Below are 5,213 nucleotides of genomic sequence, written 5' to 3'. Positions count from 1 at the left end.
CGTGAATCCAGCGGCGACCTACTCTCCCGGACCCGTAGGCCAGGTACCATCGGCGATGCAGGGCTTAACTGCCGTGTTCGGAATGGGAACGGGTGTGACCCCTGCTCAATAACCGCTGAAACATTCTCAAAGGCAACATGTCCAAGGCAAAGCAGCTAACAGCTGACCGCCTGAAAGTGGATCCGGGCTGCTCACGCAACAACCGAACTCTATCGTTGAAAGAAAGGAAAAGCTCGCACGGGCTATTAGTATCGCTCGGCTCAACGCATCGCTGCGCTTACACCTGCGACCTATCGACGTCGTAGTCTACGACGGCCCTTCAGGGGGTTGCCCCCGCGAGACCTGATCTTGGGAACGGCTTCACGCTTAGATGCCTTCAGCGTTTCTCCGATCCGTACACGGCTACCCGGCAATGCCGCTGGCGCGACAGCCGGTACACCGGAGGTACGTCCGACCCGGTCCTCTCGTACTAAGGTCAGCTTCCCTCAAGTCTCGTACGCCCACACCGGATAGGGACCGAACTGTCTCACGACGTTCTGAACCCAGCTCGCGTGCCGCTTTAATTGGCGAACAGCCAAACCCTTGGGACCTTCTCCAGCCCCAGGATGCGACGAGCCGACATCGAGGTGCCAAACCTCCCCGTCGCTATGAACGCTTGGGGGAGATCAGCCTGTTATCCCCAGAGTACCTTTTATCCATTGAGCAACGGCCGTTCCACGCTGTACCGCGGGATCACTAAGCCCTACTTTCGTACCTGCTCGACGTGTCCGTCTCGCAGTCAAGCTCCCTTATGCCTTTATGCTCTGCGCGCGATTGCCGACCGCGCTGAGGGAACCATTGGATGCCTCCGTTACCTTTTAGGAGGCGACCGCCCCAGTCAAACTGACCATCAGACACGGTCCCTGTCCCGGATGACGGGACTAGGTTAGATCTCAAAGCGGGCAAGGGTGGTATTTCAAGGACGGCTCCACGACGACTGGCGTCGCCGCTTCAAAGCCTCCCACCTATCCTACACATGCCAACCCTAAAACCAATGTCAAAATACAGTGAAGGTTCATGGGGTCTTTCCGTCCAGGTGCGGGTTGCCGGCATCTTCACCGGCACTGCAATTTCGCCGAGTCCCGGGAGGAGACAGTGCAGAAGTCGTTACACGATTCGTGCAGGTCGGAACTTACCCGACAAGGAATTTCGCTACCTTAGGACCGTTATAGTTACGGCCGCCGTTTACCGGGGCTTCGATTCAGAGCTTCGCTTGCGCTGACTCCTCCTGTTAACCTTCCGGCACCGGGCACGTGTCAGACCATATACGTCCACTTGCGTGTTAGCATGGCCCTGTGTTTTTGGTAAACAGTCGCTTCTGCCGTTTCCCTGCGACCTCCAAAGGCTTCGGACTGTTCATCCTGACCCTCGGAGGCTCCCCTTATCCCGAAGTTACGGGGTTAATTTGCCGAGTTCCTTCTCCCGAGTTGTCTCGAGCACCTTAGGCTATTCGCCTCGTCCACCTGTGTCGGTTTACGGTACGGGCCCGCATCGACTCCCTTGCTGGCTTTTCCTGGCACGGGCCCACGCGACTCGACTTCCGGCCGAAGCCTTCCGTCGGTCCGGTGCCTGGGGCTCTAGGCCTTGCACACCATCCGCTCCATCCATCAGGAGCTACGCGCTGTCCCATGCGTCACCATTCGGTAGTAACGTCTTAGCGGGGTGCGGGAATGTTCGCCCGCTTGTCATCGGCTACGCCTCTCGGCCTCGTCTTAGATCCCGACTGACCCCGGGAGGATTATCCTTGCCCGGGAACCCTTGGACTTACGGTGTGCGGGTTTTTCACCCGCATTTTCGCATACTCATGCCAGCATTCTCATTTCCGATACCTCCAGCGCGCATCGCCACGCGCCTTCCCAGGCCTACGGAACGCTCTCCTACCACTCTTGCGAGTCCATGACTTCGGTGATGTGCTTAGTCCCGATCATTTTCGGCGCGGGGTCGCTTGACCAGTGAGCTATTACGCTTTCTTTAAAGGGTAGCTGCTTCTAAGCTAACCTCCTGGCTGTCTGTGCAACCCCACATCCTTTACCACTTAGCACATACTTGGGGACGCTTAGTCGATGGTCCGGGTTGTTTCCCTTTCGTCCGCTGATCTTATCACCCGCGGGCTGTCTGCCATGCATCATATTCCCGGTATTCGGAGTTTGATTGGGTTTGGTAAGCGGGTGTGCCCCCTAGTCCATCCAGTGCTCTACCCCCGGGAAACTAACATGACGCCATACCTAAATATGTTTCGGAGAGAACAAGCTATCGCCCAGTTTGATTGGTCTTTCGCTCCTACCCACAGCTCATCCGGACACGTTTCAATGTATATCGGTTCGGCCCTCCACGGAATGTTACTTCCGCTTCAGCCTGGCCATGGGTAGATCACTAAGGCTTCGTGTCTGCCGTGTACGACTGGTCGCCCAGTTAAGACTCGCTTTCGCTTCGGCTCCGGACCTGAGGCCCTTAACCTTGCCGTACACGAGCAACTCGCTGGCTCATTAAACAAAAGGCACGCCGTCAGGAGGATGAATCCCCCCTTCGACAGAATGTATGCACGCGGTTTCAGGCGCTCTTTCACTCCCCTCTCGGGGTGCTTTTCACCTTTCCCTCACGGTACTGTGCACTATCGGTCATCTGCTCGTATTTAGCCTTGGAGGGTGGTCCCCCCGTCTTCAGGCAGGATTTCACGTGTCCCGCCCTACTCTTCGACGTAGGCTCCATTCAATATCGCTACAGGCCTGTCACCTGCTGTGGGGGGGCTTTCCATCCCGCTTCGCGATATATCCTGAATGCCCGAACCGTCTGGGCTCCTCCCCTTTCGCTCACCACTACTCAGGGAATCTCGGTTGATTTCTTTTCCTCCGGGTACTGAGATGTTTCAGTTCCCCGGGTTTGCCTCCTCGGACCTATGTATTCAGTCCGTGGATACGCTTGCGCGTGGGTTTCCCCATTCGGAACCGCCGTAGTCAAAGACCCTTTGCGTCTCGTACGGCACTTTCGGGGCTTGGCCCGTCCTTCGTCGCCGGCAGATGCCTAGGCATCCCCCGCGTGCATTCCTTCGCTTAATTCCTATTTCCAACGATAAAGCTCGATCTAACTTGCTGCATGAGCAGCTCGAATCCACCTTTTTCTTTCAGTGCTTCAAGTCACTCTGTTTGCTTTAAATTGCTTATTCTTGGTTTCATGTTGCCAAAATTTCATTCTGCCGAAAGTCTCGTCGGACTTTCGCGTTTGCAGCGCCCGGAAGCGCCTTCTGGAGCTAAGGAGACTCGAACTCCTAACATCCAGCTTGCAAAGCTGGCGCTCTACCAGTTGAGCTATAACCCCTTAAGCTATGGGCCTGAATGGACTTGAACCATTGACCCCCGCCTTATCAGAGCGGTGCTCTAACCAGCTGAGCTACAGACCCGGGCTCTAAAAGAATCGGAGATGTACTTAGGTGACAGTGTCTGAACTGTGTTACAGGGTATTCATTTTACTCCTTAAAGGAGGTAATCCAGCCGCACCTTCCGGTACGGCTACCTTGTTACGACTTAGCCCCAGTCAAAGGTCTTGCTTTAGGCGCTGGCTCCCTTGCGGGTTGGCATCACGACTTAGAGCACTCCCTTCTCCCATGGCTTGACGGGCGGTGTGTACAAGGCCCGGGAACGTATTCACCGTGGTGTGCTGACCCACGATTACTAGCGATTCCAGCTTCACGGAGTCGAGTTGCAGACTCCGATCCGAACTGAGGCCGGCTTTGAGGATTGGCTCCGCCTCGCGGCGTTGCGACCCATTGTACCGACCATTGTAGCACGTGTGTAGCCCAGGATGTAAGGGCCATGAGGACTTGACGTCATCCACACCTTCCTCCGGGTTGTCCCCGGCAGTCTCTCCAGAGGGCCCCCTTGCGGGTGGCAACTGGAAACGTGGGTTGCGCTCGTTGCGGGACTTAACCCAACATCTCACGACACGAGCTGACGACAGCCATGCAGCACCTGTGCGGAAAGTTGTATTGCTACAAAACAGCGATCTCTCGCTGCGGCTTTCCCATGTCAAACCCTGGTAAGGTTCTGCGCGTTGCTTCGAATTAAACCACATGCTCCACCGCTTGTGCGGGCCCCCGTCAATTCCTTTGAGTTTCATACTTGCGTACGTACTCCCCAGGCGGTATACTTAACGCGTTAGCTCCGGTACCCGCGGCGAACCGCGGACACCCAGTATACATCGTTTACGGTGCGGACTACCAGGGTATCTAATCCTGTTTGCTACCCGCACTTTCGAGCATGAGCGTCGATAAGTCCCCAGCAAGCTGCCTTCGCCATCGGTGTTCTTCCTGATCTCTACGCATTCCACCGCTACACCAGGAATTCCGCTTGCCCCTGAACTATCCAAGAGGTGCAGTCCGGACTGCAGGACCGGGGTTAGGCCCCGGGATTGTACAGTCCGCTTGCATCTCCGCCTGCGCTCCCTTTACGCCCAGTGATTCCGAACAACGCTTGCACCCCTCGTATTACCGCGGCTGCTGGCACGAAGTTTGCCGGTGCTTCCTTTCGAGGTACATTCAACTGAGCCGAAACTCAGCCTTATTCCCTCACGACAGTGGTTTACACACCGAAATGCTTCTTCCCACACGTGGCGTTGCTGCATCAGGGTTTCCCCCATTGTGCAATATTCCCTACTGCTGCCTCCCGTAGGAGTCTGGGCCGTATCTCAGTCCCAATGTGGCCGATCACCCTCTCAGGCCGGCTACCGATCGTTGCCTTGGTGGGCCGTTACTCCGCCAACTAGCTAATCGGACGCAAGCTCATCCCGCATCGATAAATCTTTGGTCAACCCCCCATGCGGGGGGCCACCGCCTTGGGCATTAACCGCGCGTTGGCACGGGTATTCCCTGATACGGGGCAGATTGCTTACGCGTTACTCACCCGTTCGCCGCTAGGTCCGAAGACCCCGCTCGACTTGCATGTATAAGACACGCCACCAGCGTTCGTTCTGAGCCAGGATCAAACTCTTCATAAATTTTTTAAAGTCTTGGTCCCGTAATCACGTTCATAAAATGGCGATAACTAAAGTTATCGCTTTACTCTCGGCTCGGTCATGTCCAAGCAAGCTTGGCCGCGACTCTCGCCTTCTAAGTAATTGACTTCCTTGAATTTCTTCTAAGGTCCGTCACTAAGCACATCTCCGATTCCTTCAAACTGCTC

At 55.8% G+C, this 5,213-nt stretch carries 2 tRNA genes and 3 rRNA genes; all 5 read right to left on the bottom strand.

The window, feature by feature from the left end:
• Window positions 1-5: 5 nt before the first annotated feature.
• Window positions 6-120, bottom strand: a 5S ribosomal RNA gene (gene rrf / locus BUB59_RS14745).
• Between the two features lie 103 nt (window positions 121-223).
• Window positions 224-3,097 (bottom strand): 23S ribosomal RNA (locus tag BUB59_RS14740).
• Window positions 3,098-3,281: 184 nt separating this feature from the next.
• A tRNA-Ala gene (locus tag BUB59_RS14735) sits at window positions 3,282-3,354 on the bottom strand.
• A gap of 8 nt (window positions 3,355-3,362) precedes the next feature.
• Window positions 3,363-3,436 (bottom strand) — tRNA-Ile (locus BUB59_RS14730).
• A gap of 75 nt (window positions 3,437-3,511) precedes the next feature.
• Window positions 3,512-5,028, bottom strand: a 16S ribosomal RNA gene (locus BUB59_RS14725).
• Together the 16S, 23S and 5S rRNA genes with 2 tRNA genes alongside form the textbook arrangement of a ribosomal RNA operon.
• Window positions 5,029-5,213 lie beyond the last annotated feature (185 nt).

The sequence above is a fragment of the Fibrobacter sp. UWEL genome (assembly GCF_900142535.1).
Taxonomy (GTDB): Bacteria; Fibrobacterota; Fibrobacteria; order Fibrobacterales; family Fibrobacteraceae; genus Fibrobacter.
This window is presented reverse-complemented; position numbering and strand designations above follow the sequence as displayed.